25 protein-coding genes and 1 pseudogene are annotated in these 24,736 nt (G+C 69.3%); 8 read left to right on the forward strand and 18 right to left on the reverse strand.

The window, feature by feature from the left end; all coding sequences use genetic code 11:
* Positions 1 to 103: 103 nt before the first annotated feature.
* Complete coding sequence (locus OG452_RS14275) at positions 104 to 748, forward strand: dihydrofolate reductase family protein (RefSeq protein WP_327295983.1); 645 nt, start codon at positions 104 to 106, stop codon at positions 746 to 748.
* A gap of 70 nt (positions 749 to 818) precedes the next feature.
* On the opposite strand, the gene OG452_RS14280 is transcribed toward OG452_RS14275, so the two are convergent.
* Positions 819 to 1,076 (reverse strand): hypothetical protein, encoded by a 258-nt coding sequence (locus OG452_RS14280; RefSeq protein ID WP_327295984.1) that lies wholly within the window; start codon positions 1,074 to 1,076, stop codon positions 819 to 821.
* Between the two features lie 146 nt (positions 1,077 to 1,222).
* On the opposite strand from OG452_RS14280, the pseudogene OG452_RS35440 reads away from it, so the two are divergent.
* A pseudogene (locus tag OG452_RS35440) lies at positions 1,223 to 2,108 on the forward strand (MaoC family dehydratase).
* On the opposite strand, the gene OG452_RS14290 reads toward OG452_RS35440, so the two are convergent.
* From OG452_RS14290 to OG452_RS14315, 6 genes are all read right to left on the reverse strand, one after another.
* Positions 2,068 to 2,691 (reverse strand): TetR/AcrR family transcriptional regulator, encoded by a 624-nt coding sequence (locus OG452_RS14290; RefSeq protein WP_327299625.1) that lies wholly within the window; start codon positions 2,689 to 2,691, stop codon positions 2,068 to 2,070. The pseudogene OG452_RS35440 and the gene OG452_RS14290 sit on opposite strands and share 41 nt — an antisense overlap.
* Before the next feature lie 144 nt (positions 2,692 to 2,835).
* Positions 2,836 to 4,221 (reverse strand): dicarboxylate/amino acid:cation symporter, encoded by a 1,386-nt coding sequence (locus OG452_RS14295; RefSeq protein ID WP_327295985.1) that lies wholly within the window; start codon positions 4,219 to 4,221, stop codon positions 2,836 to 2,838.
* Between the two features lie 444 nt (positions 4,222 to 4,665).
* A complete protein-coding gene (locus OG452_RS14300) occupies positions 4,666 to 4,962 on the reverse strand; it encodes a DUF4229 domain-containing protein (protein WP_327295986.1) in 297 nt (98 codons plus the stop codon).
* Between the two features lie 116 nt (positions 4,963 to 5,078).
* Entirely contained in the window at positions 5,079 to 5,591 is a 513-nt protein-coding gene (locus OG452_RS14305; protein ID WP_327295987.1) for a GNAT family N-acetyltransferase, read from the reverse strand.
* 76 nt (positions 5,592 to 5,667) lie between these two features.
* Positions 5,668 to 6,846: an aminofutalosine synthase MqnE gene (gene mqnE, locus OG452_RS14310; protein ID WP_327295988.1), complete on the reverse strand. Its 1,179-nt coding sequence runs from the start codon at positions 6,844 to 6,846 to the stop codon at positions 5,668 to 5,670.
* 112 nt (positions 6,847 to 6,958) lie between these two features.
* A complete protein-coding gene (locus OG452_RS14315; protein ID WP_164259277.1) occupies positions 6,959 to 7,414 on the reverse strand; it encodes an Lrp/AsnC family transcriptional regulator in 456 nt (151 codons plus the stop codon).
* Positions 7,415 to 7,511: 97 nt separating this feature from the next.
* Here OG452_RS14315 and OG452_RS14320 point away from each other — a divergent pair, with 97 nt between their 5' ends.
* A complete protein-coding gene (locus OG452_RS14320) occupies positions 7,512 to 7,649 on the forward strand; it encodes a hypothetical protein (RefSeq protein WP_327299891.1) in 138 nt (45 codons plus the stop codon).
* Between the two features lie 32 nt (positions 7,650 to 7,681).
* Here the strand turns inward: OG452_RS14320 and OG452_RS14325 are convergent, their stop codons facing one another.
* The 3 genes from OG452_RS14325 to OG452_RS14335 form a co-directional block, all read right to left on the reverse strand.
* Entirely contained in the window at positions 7,682 to 8,380 is a 699-nt protein-coding gene (locus OG452_RS14325; protein ID WP_327295989.1) for a UbiX family flavin prenyltransferase, read from the reverse strand.
* Between the two features lie 88 nt (positions 8,381 to 8,468).
* Entirely contained in the window at positions 8,469 to 9,374 is a 906-nt protein-coding gene (gene mqnP, locus OG452_RS14330) for a menaquinone biosynthesis prenyltransferase MqnP (protein ID WP_327295990.1), read from the reverse strand.
* Entirely contained in the window at positions 9,371 to 10,828 is a 1,458-nt protein-coding gene (locus OG452_RS14335) for a menaquinone biosynthesis decarboxylase (RefSeq protein WP_327295991.1), read from the reverse strand. Before OG452_RS14335 ends, mqnP begins: the two co-directional genes overlap by 4 nt.
* 175 nt (positions 10,829 to 11,003) lie before the next feature.
* Between OG452_RS14335 and OG452_RS14340 the strand changes: the two genes are divergently transcribed.
* From OG452_RS14340 to OG452_RS14355, 4 genes are all read left to right on the forward strand, one after another.
* On the forward strand, positions 11,004 to 11,396 hold the full coding sequence (locus tag OG452_RS14340) for a PLD nuclease N-terminal domain-containing protein (RefSeq protein WP_327295992.1): 393 nt from the start codon (positions 11,004 to 11,006) through the stop codon (positions 11,394 to 11,396).
* A gap of 60 nt (positions 11,397 to 11,456) precedes the next feature.
* On the forward strand, positions 11,457 to 11,972 hold the full coding sequence (locus OG452_RS14345) for a nucleoside deaminase (protein WP_327299626.1): 516 nt from the start codon (positions 11,457 to 11,459) through the stop codon (positions 11,970 to 11,972).
* A 109-nt stretch (positions 11,973 to 12,081) separates the two neighbouring features.
* Positions 12,082 to 14,169, forward strand: a complete 2,088-nt coding sequence (locus OG452_RS14350; RefSeq protein ID WP_327295993.1) for a hypothetical protein — start codon at positions 12,082 to 12,084, stop codon at positions 14,167 to 14,169.
* Positions 14,166 to 15,743 (forward strand): ABC transporter substrate-binding protein, encoded by a 1,578-nt coding sequence (locus OG452_RS14355; RefSeq protein ID WP_327295994.1) that lies wholly within the window; start codon positions 14,166 to 14,168, stop codon positions 15,741 to 15,743. The genes OG452_RS14350 and OG452_RS14355 overlap by 4 nt, the downstream gene beginning before the upstream one ends.
* Here OG452_RS14355 and OG452_RS14360 read toward each other — a convergent pair.
* The 8 genes from OG452_RS14360 to hemL form a co-directional block, all read right to left on the reverse strand.
* On the reverse strand, positions 15,713 to 16,231 hold the full coding sequence (locus OG452_RS14360) for an SRPBCC domain-containing protein (RefSeq protein WP_327295995.1): 519 nt from the start codon (positions 16,229 to 16,231) through the stop codon (positions 15,713 to 15,715). The two genes, OG452_RS14355 and OG452_RS14360, sit on opposite strands and share 31 nt — an antisense overlap.
* 115 nt (positions 16,232 to 16,346) lie before the next feature.
* Entirely contained in the window at positions 16,347 to 17,423 is a 1,077-nt protein-coding gene (ccsB, locus tag OG452_RS14365) for a c-type cytochrome biogenesis protein CcsB (RefSeq protein ID WP_327295996.1), read from the reverse strand.
* Positions 17,420 to 19,171, reverse strand: a complete 1,752-nt coding sequence (resB, locus tag OG452_RS14370) for a cytochrome c biogenesis protein ResB (protein ID WP_327295997.1) — start codon at positions 19,169 to 19,171, stop codon at positions 17,420 to 17,422. The genes ccsB and resB overlap by 4 nt, the downstream gene beginning before the upstream one ends.
* Positions 19,172 to 19,178: 7 nt before the next feature.
* On the reverse strand, positions 19,179 to 19,952 hold the full coding sequence (locus OG452_RS14375; RefSeq protein WP_327295998.1) for a cytochrome c biogenesis CcdA family protein: 774 nt from the start codon (positions 19,950 to 19,952) through the stop codon (positions 19,179 to 19,181).
* 4 nt (positions 19,953 to 19,956) lie between these two features.
* Positions 19,957 to 20,577, reverse strand: coding sequence for a TlpA family protein disulfide reductase (locus tag OG452_RS14380; RefSeq protein ID WP_327295999.1), 621 nt, complete (start codon positions 20,575 to 20,577; stop codon positions 19,957 to 19,959).
* Between the two features lie 67 nt (positions 20,578 to 20,644).
* The gene (locus tag OG452_RS14385; protein ID WP_327299627.1) at positions 20,645 to 21,880 is read right to left on the reverse strand and encodes a hypothetical protein; all 1,236 of its coding nucleotides are present in this window, start codon (positions 21,878 to 21,880) and stop codon (positions 20,645 to 20,647) included.
* Positions 21,881 to 21,985: 105 nt separating this feature from the next.
* A complete protein-coding gene (locus OG452_RS14390) occupies positions 21,986 to 22,684 on the reverse strand; it encodes a histidine phosphatase family protein (RefSeq protein ID WP_327296000.1) in 699 nt (232 codons plus the stop codon).
* Positions 22,681 to 24,003, reverse strand: coding sequence for a glutamate-1-semialdehyde 2,1-aminomutase (hemL, locus tag OG452_RS14395; protein ID WP_327296001.1), 1,323 nt, complete (start codon positions 24,001 to 24,003; stop codon positions 22,681 to 22,683). Before hemL ends, OG452_RS14390 begins: the two co-directional genes overlap by 4 nt.
* Positions 24,004 to 24,119: 116 nt before the next feature.
* Here hemL and OG452_RS14400 point away from each other — a divergent pair, with 116 nt between their 5' ends.
* Entirely contained in the window at positions 24,120 to 24,689 is a 570-nt protein-coding gene (locus OG452_RS14400) for a hypothetical protein (protein WP_266854542.1), read from the forward strand.
* Positions 24,690 to 24,736: the final 47 nt, after the last annotated feature.

Here is a 24,736-nt window from a genome sequence, read left to right on the forward strand (position 1 = left end):
CCTGGTCTGTCCGCTTCCTGGCCGGTCACGGACCAAGCGATGAGTTTTTCCACACGGGAGAGTCCCACTCTCACCACCGCTGTCGACAACATAGGAGAAACAAATGCCTCAGCTACTGAGAGTGCAGAACTTCACCGTCTCCAGTGACGGAATCGCTGCCGGTGAGGATCAGACCCTTGAGCGTCCCTTCGGCCACGTCGACCCCGGGAGGCTGTTCAGCTGGGCCGGCGCCACCGCGAGCTGGCCCATGCGTACCGACTCCGGGGGGAGCCGGGGCCTGGACGACTACCTCACGCGCGACTTCGCACACAACATCGGTGCCGAGATCATGGGCCGCAACAAGTTCGGCCCCCAGCGCGGGCCCTGGCCCGACCTTGAGTGGCGCGGCTGGTGGGGTGACGAGCCCCCGTTCCACACCCCCGTGTTCGTCATGACGCATCATGACCGCCCGTCGTTCACGCTCTCCGACACCACCTTCCACTTCGTCGACGGCGACCCGGCCACGGTCCTGGAGCAGGCACGGCAGGCGGCGCAGGGCAAGGACGTCCGGCTCGGCGGCGGGGTCACCACCATCCGGGAGTTCCTCGACGCCGACCTCGTCGACACCCTGCATGTGGCGGTCTCACCGGTGAAGCTGGGGACCGGACTACGACTGTGGGAGTCCCCCGATGAACTGCTCGACCGGTTCCACCTGGACGTCGTGCCCAGCCCGAGCGGGATGACACACCACTTGTTCTGGCGGAAGTGACAGGCCGAGCCCCCTCGGGAAGACCGCTGCGGCCCACCGGAGCCTCCTGCGACCCGGCCAGTTCGTAGCATCAGCCCCCGGCCGGCCCGAGGAGCTGGAGGTCCTTGTACCCGGAGTGTGGCTTGCTCTCGGCGGGGCCGGCGTCGCCGACGTTGATGTCCGCCACCTTCCACAGGCGGCCGGCGAATTCGAGAGTGTCGCCCACGCGGGCGTCCCGGTAGGCGGCGTCCCCGCCGTCGCGGCTCGCGATACCGATATCGGCGCGCGGACCCGGGTTGACCTCCGTCACCACCGCGCTGTACTGCCCGCTGTACTCGTTGTTCGGCACGTGCCACCTGAGGCGAAAGCGACCGTCGGCCAGAGACGGCCACGTGGCGCCCCGCAGCGGCAGCAACCCAGCCACCACGACCAGCACCTGACCCCCAGGTAACCTTACTTTCGAGTAAATACCTTACAGATCACGGAGCCCGGATCATGAGTGACCGCCCCACGCACTCCCCCGGCCTGCTGCTCTCCATGGTGCGCGGTGCCGTGGCTTCGCCGTTCAAGCGTGTGGTCTCGGCCGAGGCGCCGTTGCCCGCCACCCGGCTGGTTCGGGGCGGGGCGCGCATCGATCCCGGTCGTCTCGCCTCGTACTCCCGGGTCTGTGGCTTCGATCCGGGCGGACCGCTCCCCCTCGCCTATCCGCATGTACTCGGCTTTCCGCTGGCCATGCGGCTGATGACGGCCCGCGCTTTCCCGCTGCCGGTTCTCGGGCTCGTCCATACCGGCATCGAGATTACCCAGCGGCGGGCCCTGGACCCGCGCGATGAGCCAGAACTCACCGTATACGCCAATGAGTTGAGGCCCCACCGGCGCGGTACCGAAGCCGTCATGGTGACCGAGGCCCGGCTGGCGGGTGAGCTGGTCTGGGAGTCCCGGAGCAGGTATCTGGCCCGGCACCCCATGTCGGCCGGGTCCGAGGCGATGCCCCGTACGGACAACGCCCAGCCGCACCCCGCGGCAGGAGCCCCCGCCGCCATCCACACCTGGGACCTGCCCGCCGATCTCGGCCGCCGCTACGGTGCCGCCTCCGGGGACCGTAACCCGATCCACCTCCACCCCCTCACCGCGAGGCTCTTCGGCTTCCCGCGTGCCATCGCGCACGGCATGTGGACCGCCGCCCGCTGTCTGGCCGCCGCCGAAGCCCCCGAAGTCGTCCACGTACGCGTCGAGTTCAGGGCGCCGGTGCTGCTGCCCGGGACCGTGACGTACGTCGGCGGAGCAGGGGCCTTCCAAGTTCTGAGCCAGGGGGCCCGACGGGGCGGAGCGCATTCACCTCACGGGCGTGGTGACGGCGCCCAGCGGTCCCCGTTCATAAGGTTCTCCAGGCCCGACCAGGCGAAGTTCATCAGCGTCGACGCGGCCTCCTTGGCCGAGACCCCGGGCATTCCGTTCGCCCATCCGGCGAGGGATTCCGCCGCGCCCACCAATGCCTGCGCGAGGCCCGCCACATCGCCGTCCGGAAGGGCCGGGTCGCGGTGCGCCTCGCGGGCCGCCGCCGCGATCAGGCCCGTCGCGAAGCTCGTGATCTCGTCGCGCATCGCGGTGACTTCGACGACGAACGGCTCCCCGTGCGTACAGGCCTGGTGGTGCAGGATGTTCCAGCCGTCCGGGTGGCGCGCGGTGTGCTCGAAGAAGGCGCCGACGCCGTGCCAGAGCTGCCGGTCGGCGGGGTCCGCGGGATCCACCCCGGCCCGTACCGCGGCGACCAGGGCCTGGGCCTCGCGGCGGATGCACGCGGTGAAGAGTTCTTCCTTGGAGTTCAGGTACAGATAGACCAACGGCTTGGAAACGCCCGCCAGTTCGGCGATCTCGTCCATCGAGGCGGCCCGGTAGCCGCGCTGCCCGAACGTCCGCACGGCAGCGTCCATCATCTGCTGCTCGCGCACCGCCCTCGGCATCCGCTTGGCCTTGGCCGCCTTGACCGCACTCACCTCAGAGCCCCTCCAGCCAGTTGGTCCACACCAGGCAAGAGTACGGGTCCGGCCCCTCTCCCGTGGTACGGAGAGGGGCCGGGTGGCGTGAAGTGAACGATCAAGCAGCTGTCAGGCCGCGACCGGAACCGACTGCTTCTCCTCGGCGTCGGCGGCGCGCACCTCGCGCTCGTCGACCGGCGAGGACGAAGCGGAGTTGAACGCGTCGAGGTCCAGGATCTTCTCGCGCGCCGAGACGATGACCGGGATCATCGCCTGGCCGGCGACGTTCGTCGCGGTGCGCATCATGTCCAGGATCGGATCGATCGCCATCAGCAGGCCCACACCCTCCAGCGGGAGTCCCAGCGTGGAGAGGGTCAGCGTCAGCATCACGGTCGCGCCGGTCAGTCCGGCGGTGGCCGCCGAGCCGATGACCGAGACGAAGGCGATCAGCACGTAGTCCTGGATGCCGAGGTGCACGTCGAAGATCTGCGCGATGAAGATCGCGGCGATCGCCGGGTAGATCGAGGCGCAGCCGTCCATCTTGGTGGTCGAGCCGAACGGCACCGCGAACGAGGCGTACTCCTTCGGCACACCGAGGCGCTCGGTGACCCGCTGGGTGACCGGCATGGTGCCGACCGAGGAGCGGGAGACGAACGCCAGCTGGATCGCGGGCCAGGCGCCCTTGAAGAACTGCAGCGGGTTGACCTTGGCGACCGTCGCGAGCAGCACCGGGTAGACGACGAACATCACCAGCGCGCAGCCGACGTAGATGTCGGCGGTGAACGTCGCGTACTTGCCGATCAGGTCCCAGCCGTAGTCGGCGATGGCGAAGCCGATCAGGCCGATGGTGCCCAGCGGCGCGAGGCGGATGACCCACCACAGGGCCTTCTGGAGCAGTTCGAGTACGGCCTCGCTGATCTTGAGGATCGGCTCCGCCTTCGTACCGAGCTGGAGCGCGGCGATACCGGCGACGGCGGCCATGAAGACGATCTGCAGGACGTTCAGCTGAGTGAACGGCGTGACGACGTCCGTCGGAACGATGCCGGTCAGGAAGTCGATCCAGGAGCCGGAACCGTCGGGCGCCTTGCCGTCCTTCGGCGTGAGGCCGGTGCCCGCGCCGGGGTTGGTGATCAGGGCGATCGCGAGGCCGATGACGACGGCGATCAGCGACGTGATCATGAACCACATGACCGTACGGGTTGCCAGCCGGGCCGCGTTGTTGACCTTGCGCAGGTTGGTGATCGACACCAGGATCGCGAAGAAGACGAGCGGGGCGACCGCCAGCTTGAGCAGCTGGATGAAGATGCCGCCGACGTGCTCCAGCGTGGACTTGAGCCAGCTGATGTCCTGGCTGCGGGCCAGCCAGCCGAGCAGGACACCCAGGATCAGACCGGTGATGATCTGGGCCCAGAACGGGAACTTGTCGAATATTCGGGTCTTCGCGGGGCCGGCGCCCGCGCTGGGGCTGTCGGTGGAATTCGCGGGAGCCTCAGGACTCTCGAAACCTGCGGACATGGGGACACTCCGGTGAGGACGCGGCTGTGTGCTCGGTACGGAGCACGGGAGGACGGGGGTGCGGCGCCCAACAGGAGGGGCGCCGCCGCATGAGGCCGATCAGAAGCGGCGACAGGCCGCGGACATGGAGGGGGTCCCCCCTGGTCGAGCGCAGCCGAGAGCTTGGGGGAGGCAGAGATCGACATGCAGGCGCTCCACGAGCGCAGGGCTCCTGGGATGCGGGCGCACGGCTGTCTTCATGTCGAACACGTTAACACTTGAACTTTGAGTGCCTCAAAGCCGTTCTTTGGGGCAGGGAGCGCGGCAGTACGCGAAAACGCCGGGACCCCGGTGCTGGAGCGACTCGCTCCTGCCCGGGGTTCCCGGCGTGTGTGACGTAACTTACGGTGCTTGCCCGCGCCTTGGGACGGCTGCGGGGGCGCGAGTGGAACGGAAGCCGACGGCCTACTGGGTGAGGCCGTCCTCCTGCGTACGGTTGGCCTCCAGCTTGGCCTTGGTCTGCTCGACCTTGTTGATCAGCTGCTCGGACATCTTGTCGCGCTGCTTGCGCAGCAGGACGAAGCTGAGCGGCGCGGAGATGACCAGCGCCAGCAGGATCGTCCAGATGAAGTTGGAGCCGCCGAGCCCCTTGGGGATGATGCCGAAGTGGACGAGGACCGCGCAGAAGACCAGGGATCCCATGAAGATGACGATCCGCATCGCGGTGTAGCGAATCGTGGCGCCCGGGTTGGCTACAGACACGGCTGGGGCCTCTCTCTTCGTACCGATGATCGCTGGTGCTTCAGGGCCTGCCCGACAAGTGAAGCACGCCCGACTTGCGATCACCCCGGCCGGGGTACGGATGCGCCGCGCCGGGGTCAGAACAGCGGCAGGTACATCATGATGTCGCCGGGGGCGACCCGGATCGCGTCCGGCACCCGGCCCACTTCCTTGTAGCCGCAGGACTCGTAGAACCGGTCCACCCCCGTGCCGCCCCGGCAGGTGAGGCGGATCGCCTCGATGCCGTCGAGGGTGCGGGCGGCGTCCGCCGCCGCTGTCATCAGGTCGCGGCCGTACCCCTTGCCCTGGTGGGAGGGGTGGACCATCACGGTGTACAGCCAGATCCAGTGGCGCATCAGGCGGTGCGTGTTGAGCGTGAGGAATGCGGTGGCGGCGACCGCGCCGCTCCCGTCGCGGCCGACCAGCAGCCGGACGCGGCCCTCGGTCATCGCGGTCAGATGCTTGATCAGTTCCGGGCGGACGTCGTCGGACGTGACCGGCGGGACGAAGCCGACGGCGCCGCCGGCGTTCGACACATCCGCCCAGAGCGCGGCCACTTCGTCCCGGAGCCTGGCGTCCATCCGCGGGTCCAGTTCAAACGTGAGACTCATACGACCAGCGTAGGAAAGCACGGAACCCCGGCCGTGGCCGGGGTTCCGTCGTCGAGGCAGGGAGAGCGAGACCCGTTCAGAAGCGCATGGGCTGCGGGGCGTCGCGTCGGGCCGGGTCCGGGCCGTCGAACTCGCGGACGATCTCGTACTGCGTGTTGCGCTCGACCGGGCGGAAGCCCGCGTCACGGATGAGTTCGAGCAGGTCCTCGCGGCCGAGCTTGTTCGGCGTGCCGTAGTTGTCGGCGTCGTGGGTGATCTTGTACTCGACCACCGAGCCGTCCATGTCGTCGGCGCCGTGCTGCAGCGCGAGCTGCGAGGTCTGGACGCCGTGCATGGGCCAGAAGACCTTCACGTGCGGGACGTTGTCGAAGAGCAGCCGGGAGACCGCGAAGGTCTTCAGCGCCTCGGCGCCGGTCGCCATCGTGGTGCGCGCCTGGAGCTTGTTGCGGACCTTGCCGTCCTTCATGTCCACGAAGTCGTGCTGGTAGCGCAGCGGGATGAAGACCTGGAAGCCGCCGGTCTCGTCCTGGAGTTCACGCAGCCGCAGTACGTGGTCCACGCGGTGGCGCGGCTCCTCGATGTGGCCGTACAGCATCGTCGCCGGGGTCTTGAGACCCTTCTCGTGGGCGAGGCGGTGGATGCGCGACCAGTCCTCCCAGTGGGTCGAGTGGTCGACGATGTGCTGCCGGACCTCCCAGTCGAAGATCTCTGCGCCGCCACCGGTGAGCGATTCGAGGCCGGCCTCGATCAGCTCGTCCAGGATCTCCGAAGCGGAGAGCCCTGAGATTGTCTCGAAGTGGTGGATCTCCGTCGCGGTGAACGCCTTGAGGGCGACCTGCGGGAGGGCTTCCTTCAGCGCGCTGAGCGAGCGCGGGTAGTAACGCCACGGCAGCGTCGGGTGGAGCCCGTTGACGATGTGCAGCTCGGTGAGGTTGTCGCCCTCCATCGCCTTGGCGAGGCGGACGGCCTCCTCGATGCGCATCGTGTACGCGTCCTTCTCGCCCGGCTTGCGCTGGAACGAGCAGTAGGCGCACGAGGCAGTGCACACATTGGTCATGTTGAGGTGCCGGTTGACGTTGAAGTGGACAACGTCGCCGTTCTTGCGCGTACGCACCTCGTGGGCGAGGCCGCCGAGCCAGGCCAGGTCGTCCGTCTCGTAGAGCGCGACGCCGTCCTCACGGGTCAGCCGCTCACCGGCCCGGACCTTCGCCTCGATCTCGCGCTTGAGGCCTACATCGTTGATCGACGCAGTCATGTGCGGCCGCCTCCCATATGCGTACGTAAACAACCAGCCAACCGTACTCCCCCGTCCGCGCGGCGCCGGGACCCGGCTGGCAACCGGCTCGCACCCGGCAGCGGGGGCCGGGTCAGCTCGGCTCGGGCAGCTCTCCGACGCGGTTCTCCCACTTGGTGGAGAGGACGATCGTGGTGCGGGTCCGGGAGACGCCGCGGGTGCCGCTGAGCCGGCGGATCGTGCGCTCCAGGCCGTCCACGTCGTCGACCCTGACCTTGAGCATGTACGAGTCGTCGCCCGCGATGAACCAGGCGTCCTCGATCTCGGCCAGGTCCTTGAGCCGGTGGGCGACGTCCTCGTGGTCGGCGGCGTCCGAGAGCGAGATACCGATGAGCGCGGTCACCCCGAGGCCGAGGGACTTGGCGTCGACGGTGGCGCGGTAACCGGTGATCACGCCGGCTGCCTCAAGGCGGTTGATGCGGTCGGTGACGCTGGGCCCGGAGAGCCCCACGAGCCGGCCGAGCTCGGCGTAGGAGGCCCTGCCGTTCTCCCGCAGCGCCTGGATGAGCTGCCTGTCCACCGCGTCCATACTGTTGAAGCCTTCCATTGTTCAGCAATATCGCGAGTTTACGTCTAGAATCTAAGGCGCGCAGGGAAAACGCCCTGCGAATCTTCCATCAGGAGTGATGTTCACCGTGTACACGATCGAGATGGCCTACGCCCGCATGCGTGAGCTGCAGGACCAGGCCAACCGTTCACGTGACCAGCGGCTCGCCGCCGCAGCCCCGGCCCGCCGTACGAAGCGGCACGCCAAGAAGCGCTGACCGGCCGCCGGGACCTGGCCCGGCACAGTGCATCAGCTGTCCTTGCGGGAGCCACCGAGCTCTCCCTCCCAGCGGCGGTACAGCCGGTGCGGCACCCCTGCCGCGTCGAGCGCCCGGCCCGCGACGAAGTCCACCAGGTCCTGGATGTGCGTCGCACCCGCGTAGAACGCCGGAGAGGCGGGCAGCACCACGGCGCCCGCCTCGTCCAGGGACACCAGGTGGCGCAGCGTCTGACCGTTGAGCGGGGTCTCCCGCACCGCCACCACCAGCGGGCGCCGCTCCTTGAGCGTCACGCTCGCCGCCCGCTGGAGCAGGTCCTTCGAGAGCCCGAGCGCGACCCCGGCCACGCAGGCGGTGGACGCCGGGACGATGATCATGCCCTTGACCGGGTACGAACCGGAGGACGGCCCGGCGGCCAGATCCCCGGCGGCCCAGTGCCGTACCGCTCCGGTCCCCTCCGCGAAGAGGCCCGGGTCCACCGCGAAGGTGTCCGGCTTCCCGTCCGCGCCCCTGGCCAGCCAGGCCCGCAGGTCCTCCGGCCAGTGCGCGTCGCGGAAGGCGATCCCGGTCTCGTCCAGCAGGGTCAGCCGCGACGAGCGGCTGACCACCAGGTCCACGGCCTCGCCCGCGTCGAGCAGCCCGCGGAGCACGGACGCCGCATAGGGCGTACCGGACGCCCCGGAGACCCCGACGATCCACGGCCGCCGCGGCTGCTGATTGTGTACATTCACGCGCTCCACGTGTCCGAGCCTATCCGGGCCCGTCCGGCAGGCCGGAGACGGGAGGCGGGTCGCCGACGGGGGGCAGGCCGGACGGGTGTCACACCGTCAGGCCCCGCACCAGCAGATCGAGCAGGGCGCACACGAACAGGGCGATCCCGATGAAGCCGTTGACCGAGAAGAAGGCCCGGTTCAGCCGGGACAGGTCGTGCGGCTTCACGACGTTGTGCTCGTAGACGAAGGCCACCGCGACGATCACCAGGCCGGCCCAGAAGAACGCCCCGGCGTCCGTCGCCACCCCGTACCAGACCAGCAGGGCCGTGGTCACCGCGTGGCAGGCGCGGGCGCCGTACAGGGCCGCCGGGATGCCGAAGCGGGCCGGCACCGACTTCACTCCGTGGGCCCGGTCCGCCTGGACGTCCTGGCAGCCGAAGATCAGGTCGAAGCCGCCGATCCAGATACCGACCGCGAGGCCGAGGATGACCGCGTCCCAGGACCACTGGCCGGTGATCGCCAGCCAGGCGCCGACCGGGCCGATGGCCTGGGCGAGGCCGAGGATCGCGTGCGGGAAGTTGGTGAAGCGCTTCCCGTACGGATAGACCACCATCGGGATGACCGCGATGGGCGCGAGCGCCAGGCAGAGCGGGTTCAGCGCCGCCGCCGCACCGAGGAAGACGACGACCGCGACCAGCGCGCCCGTCCAGGCCGACTTCACCGAGACCGCGCCGGTGACCAGTTCGCGGGATGCGGTGCGCGGGTTCCGGGCGTCGATCTCGCGGTCGATGATGCGGTTGCAGGCCATCGCGAAAGTACGGAGACCGACCATCGCGATCGTCACCAGGAGCAGCCGCCCCCAGTGGATGTTGCCGTCAAGCCGGTACATCGCGGTCAGCGCGGCGATGTATGCGAAAGGCAGCGCGAAGACCGAGTGCTCGATCATCACCAGGCGGAGGAACGCCTTGGTCCTGCCCGGTTGTTGCGGCAGCGCGGCGGCGGATGCGCTCACAGGCCGTACTCCTTCCAGCGCTTCGTCACCCGGTCGGCGACAGCAGGGTCGGACCGCACCATCTCGGGCCAGCCGCCGTCCCGGGTGTAGCCCTCCTCGGGCCATTTCCTGGTGGCGTCGATACCGGCCTTGCCGCCCCAGAACTGCTGGTAGGAAGCGTGGTCGAGATGGTCGACCGGGCCTTCGGCGACGGTCAGGTCACGTGCGTAGTCCGTGTTGCCGAGGGCCCGCCAGGACACCTCGTGCAGATCGTGCACATCGCAGTCCGCGTCCACCACGACGATCAGTTTGGTGAGCGACATCATGTGCGCGCCCCAGACGGCGTGCATCACCTTCTGGGCGTGCTTCGGGTACTTCTTGTCGATCGAGACGATCGCGCAGTTGTGGAAGCCGCCCGACTCGGGCAGGTGGTAGTCCACGATGTCCGGAATGATGATCTTGAGCAGCGGCAGGAAGAAGCGTTCCGTCGCCCTGCCCAGCGGGCCGTCCTCGGTCGGCGGACGGCCGACGACGATCGACTGGAGCAGCGGACGCCGGCGCATGGTGACGCAGTCGATCGTCAGTGCGGGGAACGGTTCCTGCGGGGTGTAGAAGCCGGTGTGGTCGCCGAAGGGGCCCTCGGGCAGCGTCTCGCCCGGCTCCAGCCAGCCCTCCAGGACGACTTCGGCCTGGGCGGGGACCTGGAGCGGGACCGTCCTGCAGTCGACCATCTCGATCCGCTTGCCCTGCACGAAGCCGGCGAAGAGGTACTCGTCGATGTCCTCGGGGAGCGGGGCCGTGGAGGCGTAGGTCACGGCGGGCGGCGCGCCGAAGGCGATGGCGACGGGCAGCCGCTCGCCCTTCCTGGCGGCCACCGCGTAGTGGTTGCGGCTGTCCTTGTGGATCTGCCAGTGCATCCCGATGGTGCGCTTGTCGTGGCGCTGGAGCCGGTAGAGGCCGAGATTGCGGACCCCGGTCTCGGGATGCCTGGTGTGCGTGAGCCCCAGGTTGAAGAAGGAGCCGCCGTCCTCGGGCCAGGTGAAGAGCGCCGGGAGCCGGTCGAGGTCCACGTCGTCGCCGGTCAGGACCACTTCCTGGACCGGGGCGGCCTCCGTCTTCACCTTCTTCGGCGGTACGTGGACCATCGTGCCCAGCTTGCCGAAGGCCTCCCGTACGCCGACGAAGCCCTGCGGCAGCTGGGGCTTGAGCAGGCCGCCGATCCGGTCGCTGATCTCGTCGTACGAGCTGAGGCCGAGAGCCTTGAGCAGCCGCCGGTCGGTGCCGAACACGTTCATCGCCAGGGGCATCGACGCACCCTTGACGTTCTCGAAGAGCAGGGCCGGGCCGCCCGCCTTGTTGACGCGGTCGACGATCTCCCCGACCTCCAGGTGGGGGTCGACCTCGACCTTGATGCGCTTGAGGTCGCCGTCGCGCTCCAGCGCCCTGAGCAGCGAGCGAAGATCGTCGTAAGCCATGCGGTCCAGTCTGTCATCCCCAGCGGTGAAGCCGGAGCCCGCCATGTGCCGGGCGGGACGGAGGACCGGCGGGCGGCGGCGAGCGGCGCGGCGGCCGGTGTCCGACCGTTACCCTGTGGCCGTCATCGGGGCGTTGCGGACGTCTCGCAGCCATTCCCGGGGGGAACGTTCGACCATGCTCAGGTATCTGCCCTTCCTGCTGGTCCTGGCGCTGTGGGTCTACGCCTTCATCGACTGCCTGAACACGCCGGAGGAGGAGGTCCGCGGTCTGCCCAAGGTCGTGTGGGTCCTCATCATCCTGATCTTCGGCGAGGTGCTCGTCGGCCCCATCGCCTGGATCGTGGCGGGCCGGACCCGGCGCGGGGCGAGCGCCGCCGGTGGCGCGCCCGCCGGACGGCAGCGCGGCGGGCGGGCCGCCTGGACGGCGCCGGACGACAATCCGGAGTTCCTCAACAGCCTGCGCGAGGGGAACAAGAAGGACGAGTCGCTGCTCAAGGACTGGGAGGCGGACCTGCGCCGCCGTGAGAACGAGCTGCGCCGCCGCGAGAGCGGCGAGGACGTGACCTGACCGCCGGGCGGACGGCCGGAGAGGGTGGTGCGGGTGGACAGGACAGAGCGGGTGAACACGGTGCGGCAGTACGGAGACCAGGGCTTCCCGGACCGCGCTCTGGCGCAGCGGTGGCTGGCCACGGCGGTCGCCGAGGCGCGGGCCGGGCTCGCGGAGGGCGGCATTCCGATCGGGGCCGCGCTGTACGGGGCGGACGGCACGCTGCTTGGCCGCGGGCACAACCGGCGGGTCCAGGACGGCGATCCCTCGACGCACGCTGAGACGTCCGCCTTCCGAGCGGCGGGGCGGCAGCGGTCGTACCGGGGCACGACCATGGTCACCACCCTCTCGCCCTGCTGGTACTGCAGCGGTCTGGTCCGGCAGTTCGGGATCTCCCGGCTGGTGGTCGGCGAAGCCGCCACCTTCCACGGCGGCCACGACTGGCTGGCGGAGCACGGGGTGCGGGTCGTCGTGCTCGACGACGCCGAATGCACGGGGCTCATGCGGGACTTCATCGCCCGCAGCCCGGAGCTCTGGAGCGAGGACATCGGCGAGGACAGCAGCACCGGCACCGGCGAGGACGTCGTCGCGGAGTGAGGGGCGCCCTCCGCTTCCCGGCGTCCGAAAGCCTATGCCCCTCCCAACCCACCCTCGGTAAGCTGATGTTGACGCAGTGACATCTGCGCACACCGGCGTGGGAGGTGCTGTGGAAAGGGAGTTGTACGCACGGGGCGGTCTCCTCCACGGTCTCGCACCACGGCTCATCGGCCTGCCGCCGCACGGCTTCCAGCAGACACCCGTCGAGGCGTTCGGTGGCCGCCGGGACGACCTGCCGGTGACCGTCCTCACCGGTGGACGCGGCATGGGCAAGACCGTCGTACTCAAACAGCTCCGCACCAACTACCGCGGCCGCACCCCCGTAGCGCTCATCGACTGCGAGCACCCGGACTTCGCGGCGCTCCCGTCAGGACACCGGCGCGCCCCCTTCTGGTCCCCGGCCACCGAGGCGCTCTCCGTACTCGGGGAGCAGCTGGGCCCGGCCGTACGGGGCGCCGGAGCCATAGAGTTCCCCCGGCTGGCCGCCGGTCTGATGGCCATCGCCTCCACCGGGTGGGACCCGAACAACAGCCAGCAGGTGCACGACGAGGCGCTGCGGCTCGGCCTCCTCGTCGAGTCGGGGGCCCGGCTCAAGGGCCTGGGCAAGGGCTGGCTCGTCAAGCTCACCGCGAAGTTCGCCGCGCTGTGGACGGGCGCGCCGCCCGGTCTCGACGTCATCGTGGAGACCACCGTCGAGACCCTGCTCGAAGACCTCTTCGACCGGGGCCAGCGCGCCGCGGCCAACTGGTACGGGGACTACCCGGGCGCCGGAGGCCACGCCAAGCGCGGGCTGAATCTGCTGGCCCTGCAGTTCCACCGGCAGCGAGACAGCGACGCCCGTGCGCTCGCCGAGCGGCATCTCGTCGGGGCGCTCCGCGCCGATCTGCGGGCCGCCTACCAGGGGATGGGGCGGCTGCGCCGGGTCGGCAGGCCGCTGGTCCTGCTCGACAACGTGCAGGCGCCGCTGGGCCGCAGGCTCCTTGAGCCGGTGCTGCGCGACCGGGCGGCGGGCCGTCTTGACCAGGTCGTCTTCATCGGCACGCTGCGCGGTGACGACCATCCGGCGCTGCACTCGGCCGAGCGGTGCCTGCTGCCCGAGGTGACCCACTCCACCCCCTGGACGCGGGGGACCGAGGTCGCGTCGGGCGCGCTCACCGTGCAGCTGACGGAGCTGGGCCCGGAGCATGTGAGCCAGCTGCTCGACCACGAGGACCCGGGGATGCGCACCCCGCCGCTGCTGGCCCGCTCCATCCACCGGCTGACCGGCGGGCGCCCGCTCGGGGTGGCGCTGCTGACGAAGGCCGCCGGACAGGCGGCCGCCCGGCTCACCGTGCCGGCCGACGACGGCCTCGACGACCTCACCCCGGGCGTGCTGCTCTCGCTGCCCGTCGCGCTGCGCGAGGACGAGCCGGGCCGCCCGACCGTGACCGAGCTGCTCCAGCAGCTGGTGCCTCCGGCCAGGCTCGACCGGCTCGCCGTGCTGGCCGCAGCGCACAGCACGGCGGACGCCGAAGTGCTCGCAACCGCCCGGCTCGACCACGACGGCGGCCGGGCCGGCGTCCTGCCGATGCGCGATCTGCTGGCCGACGAGTGCTGGCCGGCCGCGCCCGACCACTTCGTCGGCGACCCGTTCCTGCGCACCCTGCTGCTGCACCGGCTGCGCCACCCCGCCGGGGAGTCCTCCTCGGCCTCGGGGCTCTGGCGCGAGGTCCAGGAGACGATGCGGGACCACTGCGCGGGGCTGGCCCCGCGCCGCCTCCACCACGAGCTGGCGCTCGGCACCACCGAGAACGCCGTCGCGCATCTGCGGGACACCTTCCGCGAAGCAGACGCCGCCGGCTGGCTCGACGAGCTGCGCTTCATCGCGTCGGCTCCGCACTTCGCGGAGCACGACGTACGGCGCGCGGTGGCGCTGGGGCGGACCGACGCCGAGCAGCAGCCTCCGGCCGGCACCGACCGCATGTTCCATCTGCGCATCCGCCGACTGCTGTACTGCGTCTGGCAGTTGACCGACCTGCTGGCGCTGCCCGACGGGGGGCTCACGGAGAAGATGGGTGACGAGCTGGCCCAGCTGTCGGCGCTGCATCCGACCGGCAACGAAGTGCTCTGGCACGCCTCCAGGACTTGGCCGTCGGCCGTCCGGGAGTGGCGGAGCCCGGACCGTACCGCTAGCGACCCAGGGGGCGTCACGCCGTGAGCAACAGGTTCCGCGAGTTCTTCTGGTACACGGGGCTGCGCCGCATCATCACATCGGCGGTCGCCCTGGTCCTGCTCGCCGGTGCGGGCATCGCCGCGTACGCCGTCTACACCCCTGACCTGCACTGCGCGAAGGGCGTCGACCGCCCCGAGCAGGGGGCGGAGTGCATAGGGGTCAACGGCGACGGTTACGACTTCGGGCGGCCCCCACTGCACGACGTGGCGCAGGCCATCGCCCGCGAGAACAGGACGCTCAAGAAGGGCCAGTACGCGACGGTGGCGCTGCTGCTGCCGCTGACCTCGACGGACAGCGACATGGCGAACAAGGTGCTGCACGAGGCGCAGGGCGCGTTCGTGGAGCAGTACCGCGCCAACCACGACGACAACGACCAGGTGCCGAAGATCCGGCTGGTCCTCGCCAACACCGGTGTCGGCAGCGGCCAGTGGGCCACGACGGTGCGCGAGCTCAAGGGCATGACCGGCGCCCCGGACCAGCTGCGCGCCGTCTCCGGTGTGGCGACCAGCAGCGACGCCACCCGCGACGCGGTCAGGGAGCTGACCCGCAGCCACATTCCGGTGATCGGCACCACCATCACGGCCGACGACATCTCCAACAGCGCCAAGGGCATCCCGTTCCCGGGGCTCGCCCGGGTCTCGCCGACCAACAAGGACGAGGCCGACGCGCTGAAGAACTTCGCGGACATCGACCCCCAGAAGACGCTCCTGGTACGCGACACCCACCCCGGCGACCACTACACGGAGACGCTGCGGGCCGCCTTCAACGGAATGCTGGAGGGCGCGCCGTACGAGGACCGGGTGTACACCTCGCCGCCCGACCAGTCCGAGGACGGCTCGACCGCCAACACCTTCGCGCAGATCACCGACGCGATCTGCTCGGCCCGCCAGGTGAACACCATCCTGTTCGCCGGCCGCCACACCCAGCTGCGGCAGTTCGTGAACGCGCTGGGCAACCGGATCTGCGTACGGACGAAGTTCACCATCCTCACCGGTGACGAGGGTTCGTACCTCGGCTACGACACCAAGCTCAACAAGAAGGCGCTGAAGCCCAAGAAGGGCGCGGAGCCGGTCATCGTCCAGTACGCGGCGCTCGCGCACCCCGGCGCCTGGTCGAAGGCGACCGACCCGGACATGCCCGCGACCGGCGGCAGCCCGGCCGACTACACGGCCTTCACCAACGCGGTGGCCGCGGCCTCGGGCAAGGGCGTCGGACCGATCGGCCCCATCGACAGCGCCTCACTGGCCGACGGTCAGGCGATCATCGCGTACGACGGGATGGCGACCGCGGTGACCGGGATCCGCAGGGCCAGGGCGAGCAGCAGCGCCCTGCCGGACATCGAGGACGTCGGCGCGGTCTGGTCGAAGCTGCAGGGGCCGCTGCGGGTGAACGGCGCGAGCGGCTGGATCTGCCTGGACAACTACGGGAACCCGTACGACAAGGCTGTGGCAATAGTGCAGTTGACGCAGTCGGGCACCCAGGAGTTCGTGAAGCTCGCCTGGCCCGACAAGACGAAGAAGCCGCCGGCTCAGGAGTGTCTGCCGCCGCGCGGCCGGTAGGCGGCCCGCAACTCCTGGCGCCGTTCCCGGTTGCCTGCCGGTCCGTCCGGCGGGAACCGGGGGTGGCCCTCCAGGGCGTCGTGCAGCAGCTCGAAGTGCTCGTGCCAGCAGGCCAGCGCGTCGGGCCGCCGGTCGCCGGGGCCGGTGAACTCGTGGGTGAAGCGCACCACGGTCGCCTCGGCCCCGACGGATTCCAGATGGAACCGGACCCGGCCGTGCCCGGCGAAGGTGTACTCGGCGACCCGCTCACCGTCCCAGGCGGTGAGAGTCCCGGCGGCCGCCTCCGGCATGTCAGGTCCGCGCAGGGCGACCCGGCCGCCGAGCCGCGACTCGAAGACCTCGGCGGCGGCGAGCCACTGCCGCAGGCCCACCGGGGTGGCCACCGCCCCCCACACCCGGGTCATCGCGTACGGCAGGAAGAGGGCGAACCGCAGGGTGTGGGTGTCCCCGTGACTGGTGCTGGTGCCCTGTGCGATCGGCTCGGTCATGGTTCAAGCCTCGCCCAGCACGGCGTGTTCCACACCGGAAGAGGGCCGGTTCACCGACGCGTGTCGGGAACCGGCCCTCCGGGTGACCATGTGCGGCAGGGCTGAACGGGCTCGCTCAGACTCCGGCGTAGGAGTGCATGCCGTTGATGAAGATGTTCACGCCGTAGTAGTTCCAGATCCAGCAGGCGAAGGCGAAGAGCGCCAGATAGGCGGCCTTGCGGCCCTTCCAGCCCGCGGTGGCGCGGGCGTGCAGGTAACAGGCGTACACGACCCAGGTGATGAACGACCAGGTCTCCTTGGGGTCCCAGCCCCAGTAGGTGCCCCAGGCGTCACCGGCCCAGATGGCGCCCGCGATGATCGTGAACGTCCAGAGCGGGAAGACCGCGGCATTGATGCGGTACGCGAACTTGTCGAGCGACGCGGCGGACGGCAGCCGCGAGAGAACCGACTCGGCGAAGGCGCCCGGCTGCTCACCCCGCGCGAGCTTGGCCTCGTAGCGGTCCCGGAAGAGGTAGAGCGCGGTGCCGACGAAGCCCATGTAGAACATGGCGCCGCAGATGATCGCGGTCGAGACGTGGATCCACAGCCAGTACGAGTGCAGCGCCGGGACGAGCTGGTCGCTCTTGGTGTAGAGAACCGTGGTGGCCACACCGAGGTCGAGCAGGACCGTGGTGACCAGGGCGAGCCCCAGCCAGCGGACGTTCTTCTTGACGATGAGCAGGATCAGGTACGCCGCGACCGCCACCGAGGAGAAGGTGATCGAGAACTCGTACATGTTGCCCCACGGCGCCCGCTGCACCGACATGGCGCGGGCCACCACACCGCCCGCCTCCACCAGGAACCCCAGGACGGTCAGCGAGATCGCCATCCGCCCGTACAGGTCGCCCTTCTCGGTGCCGCCGGCGGCGCCGGGGCCGTCGGGGACGTCGCGGGAGCCGGCGGCGGAGCGGGTGATGATCTTCGGCCGGTCCAGTACAGCGGTGCCGCCGCCCTGCTTCTTGACCTGTACCGCGGGGGCCGCGGCCGTGGTCGCGGTCAGCGCGGCGGCGGTACGGCCCACCTTGCTGCGGGCGCCGAACGTCCACTCCGCGATGTGCGCGAAGAAGGCCAGGGTGTAGACGGCCATCGACGAATAGATGAGCACATTGCTGACGTTCGCCAGGTGCTCGTTGGTTGCGGCGGCGAGATTCACTTCTCGGCCCCTTCGGGAGTCTCTGCGGATGCAGCGGAATCAGGCGCCGACGGCGCCACTGAATGGAGCGTTGCGGCCAGGTCGGCCAGCTCCTCGGGGAGCTTCGCGGATTCGCTCCGGCCGAGCCCGGCCATCTCCACGACGGTCACACCGTCCTCTCCCCGTACGGCGCGGACCCAGATGCGGCGGCGCTGGATGAACAGCGATCCGGCGAGACCCGCGATGGCCGCCAGCGCGCCGACGAGCGCGAAGTCGGTGCCGGGCTGGTGCGAGATCTTGAAGCTGGCCCACTGCTTGACGCCGACGAACTGGATCGATCCCTCGCCGTGCGGCAGCTTCATCGTCTCGCCGGGCAGCAGGAGCTTGGCGAGCTTGTTGCCCTTGCTGTCCTTGTACTGCGTCATGTGCTTCGAGTTGAGCTGGTACACGCTCTGCGGCAGCCCCGAGTTCACCCCGAGGTCACCGTGGAAGCCGGAGACTGCCATCACCGGGAAGTCGAGCCCCGGGAAGGTGGAGAACATCGTGCCCTTGCCCTTGCCGGCGTAGGTCGGCACGAACATCGTCTGGAAGCCGAGCTGCTCCTTCTTGCCGGCGGCGTTGCGGTAGCCGTCCATCACCTTGATGGCGCCGGTCGACGTGGCGTTGGAGTCGAGGGGCAGCAGCGGCACCGCGTCCCGGTAGATCTCCTTGCCCTTGGGGTCCTTGACCGAGACGATCGGGGCGTAGCCGTGCGAGACCAGGTAGACCTTCGAGCCGTCGACCTCAAGGGGTGTGTTGACCTTGATGACGCCCTTCTTGTCCTTGCCCTCGGCGCCCTCGGAGTACGTCACATGGGCTTCGTACTTGCGGGGCGTGCCGCGGTTGGGCCCGTTCTTCTCGTACGTCCCGATGAACTTGTCCAGCGTGAAGCTGAACGGCGCCAGTTTGTCGGGGTCGAAGAGCGTGCCGGCCTTGAAGTCGTCGTACTGCGTGAGCGTGTTGGAGAAGCCGTCGCCGTCGACGACCAGCTTGCCGCCCTCGGACTTCCACAGCTGGCCGCTGGCGAAGGAGACCAGGAGCACGATCAGGGCGATGTGGAAGAGCAGATTCCCGGTCTCGCGCAGGAAGCCCTTCTCGGACGCGACCGCACCCTCGGTGATGTGGGCGCGGAAGCGGCGCTTCTTCAGCATCGCGAGCGCGGCGTCCCGGACGGCCTCGGGCTCGGACTCCGTACGCCAGGTCGTGTACGCGGGCAACCGGGTCAGCCGCTTGGGCGCGCCCGGCGGGCGGCCGCGCAGCTGTCCGACGAACTGCCAGGTGCGGGGCACGATGCAGCCGATGAGGGAGATGAACAGCAGGATGTAGATCGCCGAGAACCAGACCGAGCTGTAGACGTGGAAAAGTCCCAGCTTGTCGTAGATCGGCGCGAGCACATCGTGCTTGGCCTTGAAGTCGGTGACCTTCAGCTCGTCGATGCTCGTCTGCGGGATCAGCGAGCCGGGGATGGCACCCAGCGACAGCAGAAGCAGCAGGAGCAGCGCGACCCGCATCGAGGTCAGCTGCCGCCAGAACCAGCGGATCCAGCCGATGACACCCATGGCGGGGAGGCTGGAGACCGGGTCTTCCCTGGGCGCGGTGGAGAGCTGCGACCCGGCTGCGCCGAGGTCGGTCTCGCTCTCGGCGGCGTCGCTTCCGGCGGCGCCCGCGGCCTCTTCCGAAGTGGTGTCCTCCGGATTCGTGGCGTCCGTCGTTTCAGTCGTCTTGCTCATGTGGAACTCAGATCCCCACCGTGTAGCCGGATGACCAGACCTGCATCTCCTGGATGATGCGGTCCCAGGCGCCGGTGACGAGCAGCAGTCCGGTCACGATCATCATGATCCCGCCGATGCGCATGACCCAGGCGTAGTGCTTCTTGACCCAGCCGAAGGCGCCGAGCGCCTTGCGGAAGGCCACGGCCGCGAGCACGAACGGCACTCCGAGACCGAGGCAGTAAGCGACGGTCAGTATGGCGCCGCGGCCGGCGGTGCCCTGCTGCGAGGCGAGCAGCTCCACGGAGGACAGCGTCGGCCCCAGGCACGGCGTCCAGCCGATACCGAAGAGCGCACCGAGCAGCGGGGCCCCGGCCAGACCGGTCACCGGACGTTTGTGCAGCCGGAATTCACGCTGGGTGAGCCAGGGCATCATGCCCATGAAGAAGATCCCGAGCAGGATCATCAGCCCGCCCAGCACCTTGCTGAGGATGTCCTGGTACGCGAGGAGCTTGCTCCCGAAGAAACCGAAGAGCGCACCGCCCGAGACGAAGACGGCGGTGAAACCGACCACGAACAGCGCGGCGCCCGCCGCCATCCGGCCGCGTCTGGCCTGCGCGAGATCCGAACCGCTGACCCCGGTGACGTAACTCAGATAACCGGGGACCAGCGGCAGGACGCACGGCGAGAAGAAGGAGATCAGCCCGCCCAGTACGGCGATCGGCAGGGCGACCAGCAGGGCGCCATCGGTGACGGTCCCGCTGATCCCGGATTCGGCGGCCAGAGTGACGAGCGCGCTCACCGGATCACTTCTCCGCGATCAGCGGGTCGATCATCTTGCGCAGTGTGTCCTCTTCGACCCCGCCCGCCTTGCGGGCAGCGATCTTCCCGTCGCGGTCGACAACGACCGTGGAGGGAATGGCCTGCGGGTTCAGGCTGCCCGCGGGGAAGCGGAGCAGCAGCTTGCCGCTCGGGTCGTAGAGGCTCGGGTACGGGACGTCGTAGTTCTTCTCGAACGCCTTGGCCGGGCCGGTGGAGGTGTCACGGGTGTTGATCCCGACGAACTCGACGCCCTTGGACTTGAGGTCCCTGGAGACCTTCGCCAGGTTCCCCGCCTCCGCGCGGCACGGCGGGCACCAGGAGCCCCAGACGTTGAACACCACGATCTTGCCCTTGTAGGCGCCCGCCACGTCGAGGGTCTTGCCGTCGACGGTCTTGCCGGACAGTTGGGGCGCGGTCTGGCGCCCGCTCTTCGCCGCGGTGACGATGCCACTGCTGCTGGTGACGTAGCGGGAGCCCTGGGAACTGCTCACCTTGGCGCCGGATCCGCACGCCGACAGAGCGAGCGCGGAAACCGCGACCACTGCGCCCAGCTGGGCGGCGCGGCGGACATCGGTGCGGCGACGGAGAGGGCGCGTAAGAGCCATGTGAAAAGTTTCGCATGGCCGGTTCCCGGATCTCGGGCACCCCCCTCACTGCCCGGAAAGCCCGATGTCAAGCAGCCTTAAGGAAACTGTTCCAACCACCGGCCGGCCGCTGCCCGACTTCGAGGGAACGCAGCTTGTCGAGCACAGCGGGGTCCTGCACATCGAGCCAGTCGCAGAACTGCCGGAAGGAGACGAGCCGTACGTCGGGACGGCCCGCGATCTTCTTCATCGCTTCCTCGACTGCGTCCATGTAGATGCCGCCGTTCCACTCCTCGAAGTGGTTGCCGATGTACATGGGTGCGCGGTTCGTTTCGTACGCCCGCTGAAATCCGGCGAAATACGAGTCGGCCGCCTGCCTACGCCAGTAGGGATAGTGCGACGTCATGCCTTTTGTCGAATTCTTGGACTGGTTGGCCAGCATGTTGTAGTCCATCGAGAGCACCTCGAAGTTGTGCCCAGGGAACGGGATCTGCTGCAGCGGGAGGTCCCAGAGTCCGCCGCGCTTGACCGGCCAGGTCTGCATACCGCCGGGCGAACTGGCGTCATAGCGCCAGCCGAGCTTCTTCGCCGTGGGCAACAGATTGTCCTGGCCGAGCAGGCACGGGGTGCGGCTGCCGACGAGTTCCTTGCGGTAGTCGAAAGGCAGCGGGGGCTCGTCGTGCCAGCCCGTGTTCGTCCGCCATTCGGTGACGAACGAGACGGCCTGGTCGATCTCGCTCTGCCACTGCTCGGGGGTCCAGTTCCCGACCGAACCCGAAGTGGTGCCGCAGAAATGCCCGTTGAAGTGCGTCCCGATCTCGTGGCCGTCGAGCCAGGCCTGGCGGGTGTACTTCATGGTCGCCTTGATGTGGTCATCATTGAGATAACCGATGGCGGATGCGCCGACCGGGTTGTTCGGCGGGCGGTAGAGAGATTTCTTCGACTCGGGCAGCAGGTACAGCCCGGAGAGGAAGAACGTCATCCCGGCCTGGTGCTCTTTCGCGAGTTTCAGGAATCGCGGGAAAAGGCCGTTGCCGACCTCGCCTGCGCCGTCCCAGGAGAAAATCACGAACTGCGGCGGGGTCTGCCCCGGCTCCAGGCGCACCGGCTTCTCCGGCTGGTTCGGCTGGAGACCGGTGTCGGCGGTGGACCCGTCTCCGATCAGCCGGAGCGGACCCTTCTGCGGGCCGGCGCCCGCACCCCGGCTGCCCTTTTCCGTGCTGCCGACTGTGGACTTTCCGCCGGCTCCGCAGCCTGCCAGGCCGGCCGCGGCCGCAGCCCCGGCCCCCAGTCCCAGCAGGCCCCTCCTGCTCATGTTGCGCATCGCGTCACCCATCTGTTGCGTCGTCCGACGGCCCATACAATCGGGCAACCGGTCAGATGATGGGATTAACGTGATGGTTCCGACTAACCGGTACTATTTTTCACCCTATGCGCCGAACGCTTTTGCTTTTCCTTTGGCGGGCTTTGCACCGGCCAGGAGATGGGACGGCACCAGGTCCCTCGCCGGTTCCGTGTAACCGACGGAGACGATCCGGTCACCCTGGTACGTGAAGGTCGTCAGCGAGGCGAGCGTGCACTGCCGCTTGCGCGGGTCGTGCCACAGGCGCCGCCGCTCGACGAAGCTCCGCACGGTCCAGATCGGCAACTGGTGGCTGATGCAGACCGCCTCGTGCCCGCGGGCGGCGTCCCGCGCGGAGTTCAGCGCGCCCATCATCCGGACGACCTGGTCCACGTACGGCTCGCCCCAGGACGGCCGGAACGGGTTGGTGAGGTACTTCCAGTTCGCGGGCCTGCTCAGGGCGCCGTCCCCGACGCCGAACGTCTTGCCCTCGAAGATGTTCTCGGCCTCGATGAGCCGCGCGTCGGTGGCGAGTTCGAGGCCGTGCGAGGTGGCGACCGGGGCCGCGGTCTCCTGCGCACGCTCCAGCGGGGAGGCCACGACATGGGTGACGTCCCGGCCCGCGAGGTGCTCGGCGACCCGGTCGGCCATCTGCCGGCCCAGCTCGGAGAGGTGGTAGCCGGGGCGGCGCCCGTACAGCACACCGTCCGGGTTGTGCACCTCACCGTGGCGCATCAGATGCACGACGGTGATCTCGTTGCTTCTGACACTGCTGCTGTCGTTCATGCGGACACCTCGGCGGCGGCTCGGGCGGCGGCGGGCAGCGCGGCGGCGATGCGCTCGACCGCCCGCTCGTCGTGCGTGGTCGAAACGAACCAGGACTCGAAGGCCGACGGCGGGAGGTAGACACCCTGTTCCAGCATCGAGTGGAAGAACGGGGTGAAGCGGAAGGCTTCCTGGGCCTTGGCGTCCTCGTAGTCGCGGACGGGGCTGTCGCTGAAGAAGACAGAGAACATGTTGCTCGCCGTCTGGACCGTGTGCGCGACACCCTCCTTGCTGAGCGCCGCGGTGACCAGGCCCTGGATCTCCCGGGAGACCGCGTCGACCTTCTCGTACGCGGCGTCGTCGAGCAGCCGCAGCTGGGCGAGCCCGGCGGCGGTGGCGACCGGGTTCCCGGAGAGCGTGCCCGCCTGGTAGACGGGGCCGACGGGCGCCAGATACGCCATGACGTCCGCGCGTCCGCCGAACGCGGCGGCCGGGAAGCCGCCGCCCATGACCTTGCCGAAGGTCATCAGGTCGGGGCGGACCCCGTCGACGCCGTACCAGCCGGCCTTCGAGGTACGGAAACCGGTCATCACCTCGTCGGAGATGTACAGCGCGCCGTCGGCGGAGCAGAGCTCCTTGAGCCCGGCGTTGAACCCGTCGACGGGCGGCACCACTCCCATGTTCCCCGCGGACGCCTCGGTGATCACACAGGCGATCTCACCGGGGTGGGCGGCGAAGGCCTGGCGTACGGCTTCGAGGTCGTTGTACGGCAGGACGATGGTGTCGCCGGTCTGCGCGCCGGTCACCCCCGGCGTGTCGGGAAGCCCGAAGGTCGCCACACCCGATCCGGCGGCGGCCAGCAGCGCGTCCACATGTCCGTGGTAACAGCCGGCGAACTTCACCACCTTGGCCCGGCCGGTGAAACCGCGGGCGAGCCGGATGGCCGACATGGTCGCCTCGGTGCCCGATGACACCAGGCGCACCTGCTCGACGGGCTCGATACGGGCGACGATCTCCTCGGCGAGTGCGACCTCGCCCTCCCCCGGCGTACCGAAGGAGGTGCCGCGCGCGACGGCGGCCTGCACGGCGGCGACGACCTCGGGGTGCGAGTGCCCGAGGATCATCGGACCCCACGAGCACACGAGGTCGACGTACTCACGGCCGTCGGCGTCGGTCAGATAGGGACCGGTACCGGACACCATGAACCGGGGCGTACCGCCCACGGCACGGAAGGCGCGTACCGGAGAGTTCACCCCGCCGGGGGTCACAAGGGACGCACGGTCGAAGAGCGTCTGCGAAACTGGGGCATCGTATTCGTACGGATAGCTCACACAAGCCATGGTGTCAGAGGCGCAGACGGTATTGCGGACAGGTGTTTCACCGCACATCCGTGGGGGAGGTCTCTGACACGATGATCGGGTTGCGCGGCGGGGGCCGCGAGTGGTCGGGTGGAGATATGCATCGCGGTGGCGGACTGGGTGAGGGGACCGATGACCTCGGTCCCGAGCCTGCCCGAAGGGGAAAGCACCGACGAGAGGCAGAGGCGCGGGCGAAGGCACGGAGTACGGGAAGCAGGAGTGGTGGGCTTGTGGGCGTGACCTACAAGTACTTCGGCGCGCCCGACGGGGCGACGGCGGCCCGGGTACCGGTCACCATGCGCCCCGAGCAGCTGGGCGGCGACGAGCTCGGCATGGGCGGCATGTTCACGAAGATAAAGCCGGAGACGATGGCCGCCATGGTCCTCACCGGCATCCAGGGCATACCCCTGGGCAAAGTGCCCCCACTGGAACTGGTCGTGCTGCACCCCGACTACGCGGTCGTGAAGCTCCCGATGACGGTCGTGGACCCGCTGCGCGGGGTGGGCGAGGAATCGGTGGGAGCCGCGGCCTTCATCTGGTCGACGGTCCCGGACCGCGGCGGCCCCCGGGACGCGTTCAACGCGTACCAACTGCTGCACGAATGGCAGGACTTCAGCCACCGGCTGCATGACGCGGGGCATCAGGCTTACTGCCTGGTGTGGCCGTGAGCGGGGCCGGTACCGTACCCGGTCGCCGGTGTGCCGTGCCGGACGGA

It is taken from the genome of Streptomyces sp. NBC_01197, assembly GCF_036010505.1.
Classification (GTDB): domain Bacteria; phylum Actinomycetota; class Actinomycetes; order Streptomycetales; family Streptomycetaceae; genus Streptomyces.

What these genes read in the sequence shown, in the direction of transcription:
- OG452_RS14295 (WP_327295985.1), bottom strand. Translation starts at nt 4,221, where the DNA reads ATGTCCGCAGGTTTCGAGAGTCCTGAGGCTCCCGCGAATTCCACCGAC.
- OG452_RS14305 (WP_327295987.1), bottom strand. Translation starts at nt 5,591, where the DNA reads ATGAGTCTCACGTTTGAACTGGACCCGCGGATGGACGCCAGGCTCCGG.
- OG452_RS14315 (WP_164259277.1), bottom strand. Translation starts at nt 7,414, where the DNA reads ATGGACGCGGTGGACAGGCAGCTCATCCAGGCGCTGCGGGAGAACGGC.
- OG452_RS14385 (WP_327299627.1), bottom strand. Translation starts at nt 21,880, where the DNA reads ATGCGCAACATGAGCAGGAGGGGCCTGCTGGGACTGGGGGCCGGGGCT.
- OG452_RS14320 (WP_327299891.1), top strand. Translation starts at nt 7,512, where the DNA reads ATGTTCACCGTGTACACGATCGAGATGGCCTACGCCCGCATGCGTGAG.
- OG452_RS14275 (WP_327295983.1), top strand. Translation starts at nt 104, where the DNA reads ATGCCTCAGCTACTGAGAGTGCAGAACTTCACCGTCTCCAGTGACGGA.
- OG452_RS14400 (WP_266854542.1), top strand. Translation starts at nt 24,120, where the DNA reads ATGCATCGCGGTGGCGGACTGGGTGAGGGGACCGATGACCTCGGTCCC.
- OG452_RS14335 (WP_327295991.1), bottom strand. Translation starts at nt 10,828, where the DNA reads ATGGCTTACGACGATCTTCGCTCGCTGCTCAGGGCGCTGGAGCGCGAC.
- OG452_RS14340 (WP_327295992.1), top strand. Translation starts at nt 11,004, where the DNA reads ATGCTCAGGTATCTGCCCTTCCTGCTGGTCCTGGCGCTGTGGGTCTAC.
- resB (WP_327295997.1), bottom strand. Translation starts at nt 19,171, where the DNA reads ATGAGCAAGACGACTGAAACGACGGACGCCACGAATCCGGAGGACACC.
- OG452_RS14360 (WP_327295995.1), bottom strand. Translation starts at nt 16,231, where the DNA reads ATGACCGAGCCGATCGCACAGGGCACCAGCACCAGTCACGGGGACACC.
- OG452_RS14380 (WP_327295999.1), bottom strand. Translation starts at nt 20,577, where the DNA reads ATGGCTCTTACGCGCCCTCTCCGTCGCCGCACCGATGTCCGCCGCGCC.
- OG452_RS14390 (WP_327296000.1), bottom strand. Translation starts at nt 22,684, where the DNA reads ATGAACGACAGCAGCAGTGTCAGAAGCAACGAGATCACCGTCGTGCAT.
- mqnE (WP_327295988.1), bottom strand. Translation starts at nt 6,846, where the DNA reads ATGACTGCGTCGATCAACGATGTAGGCCTCAAGCGCGAGATCGAGGCG.
- OG452_RS14290 (WP_327299625.1), bottom strand. Translation starts at nt 2,691, where the DNA reads ATGCCGAGGGCGGTGCGCGAGCAGCAGATGATGGACGCTGCCGTGCGG.
- hemL (WP_327296001.1), bottom strand. Translation starts at nt 24,003, where the DNA reads ATGGCTTGTGTGAGCTATCCGTACGAATACGATGCCCCAGTTTCGCAG.